The following is a 1700-nucleotide window of genomic DNA, read 5'->3' on the forward strand; positions in this document are numbered from 1 at the left end:
GCCACGCCCTGGCACAGCAGCCGGTCGCAGTCGCCCTCCCGGCCGGCCTCGCCGAGGGCGGCGGCGGCCGCGGCGAGCCGCTCGGGCGGGAGCGAGGCCGCCTCCCACAGCAGGGTGGCCCAGTCGGCGGACAGCCCGGCGCGGGCGAGTTCGGCGGCGAGCGCGGGCAGCCGCCCCGCGGGCCACGCGGCGGCCTCGCAGAGCAGGGCGTGCGCTTCCCCGGTACGGCCCTGCTCCCGTAGGGCCAGCAACTCGGCGACGAAGTCGCGCCGCACGGTCCCGGCGCTGGGGTGCGCCCGGTCGGCGGGCTCGAACGGGCCGCGTTCCGGGACCCGTTGACCAGGGCCGGCCGGGTCGGGGGCGGCCGGGTCGGGGGCGGGCCGTGGGCCCTCGGGCCCCTCGGGCGCCTCCGCTCCGCGGGCGGGGGCTTCGGGGACCCCCGGTTCCGGCACGGGCCGGACGGGCGGGGCCGACGGGGAGGGCTCCGCGAGGGTGGCCCCGCCCGCGAACCGGGCGCCGCGCGGGGCGGGGAGGGGGGCCGTCGGGGTGGCCGGCACAGCGGCGGCCGGGGGTGCACCCGCGTACCGGGCCCCACCGGCCCGACGGGCTCCCCGCAGCCACCGCCCCCCACCCCTCCCGACCGGCACCGCCTCCGGCTCCGGCTCCGGCTCCGGCTCCGGCTCCGGCTCCGGCTCCGGCTCCGGCTGCCACCCCTGCCCGAGGCCCCCCTCCGGCCTCCCCCGCCACGCCCGGTCCGGGTCCAGATCCGGCCTCCCCCGCCACGCCCGGTCCGGGTCCAGATCCGGCCTCCCCCGCCACGCCCGGTCCGGGTCCAGATCCGGCCTCCCCCGCCACGCCCGGTCCGGGTCCGGCTGCGACCACGACTCCCGCTCCGGCCGCCACCCCCGCTCGGGGTCCCCCTCCTCCCGGTCCGGGAGCCGGTCGGGCTGGGGCGGGAGGGGCGGCTCGGGGGTCCGCTGCCACGCCCGGTCCGGGGCCGGGTCCGGCTGCCACTCCCGCTGCCTCGGGACGCCTGCCAGCGGCAGGGCCCGCAGGCGGGTGGTCAGGTCCGCGTGGCGTCCGGCGGCGCGGGCCGCGTCGTCGCGGGTCCAGGCGAGCTCCCGGGCCAGGGCGGCCGCCTCCCCCGGGTCGGCGGTGCCGCCGAGCCGGTCGGTCAGGCTGCGCAGCGCGGCCTCCGAGGCGGCCCACTGCCCGGCCGCGGCGTCGAGCTGGAGCCGCAGCTCCCGCTCCCCGCCCGGCATCGCGTCCCACGCGGCGACCGCGGCGGCCCGCAGCCCCGCCGCGTGGGCGGCCTCCCGGGCCCTGGTCTCCGGATCCTCCGGAAGGTCTCCGAGCAGCGACTCCAGTACGTCCCACGGCGGTATCGCGACCCCCTCCAGACAGGCCCGCACCCCACCCGGATCCCGCCGCAGGAACTCCCCGTACCAGCCCGCTCCGGGGTCCAGTCTCCGCGTCAAATCCCGCACGTATTCAGTGAGTTGCCCGATCACCAGCGCAGTCGGCGTCTCCATGACCGCATTGGATCCCACCCGTGTTACGGGCGGGCTACGGGAGTCTCAAAGCTTGACGGCGATCCCGCGCGCGGGATCGCCGGACCCCGGCGCGGCGAGGCCCGCCTCCCGCCCCCCACAGGGCCCCGGAGCTCCCCGGACCGGGCCGGCCGCCGCCTCCCCGAGGCC

The 1700-nt window shown here is 81.1% G+C and carries 1 protein-coding gene; it reads right to left on the reverse strand.

Translation table 11 applies throughout. From position 1 onward, the window contains the following. On the reverse strand, positions 1–1532 hold a 1532-nt coding region (locus tag AB4039_RS42150), incomplete at its 3' end, for a hypothetical protein (protein ID WP_442273298.1). Positions 1533–1700: the final 168 nt, after the last annotated feature.

This window comes from Streptomyces sp. M-16 (assembly GCF_052114405.1).
Taxonomy (GTDB): domain Bacteria; phylum Actinomycetota; class Actinomycetes; order Streptomycetales; family Streptomycetaceae; genus Streptomyces.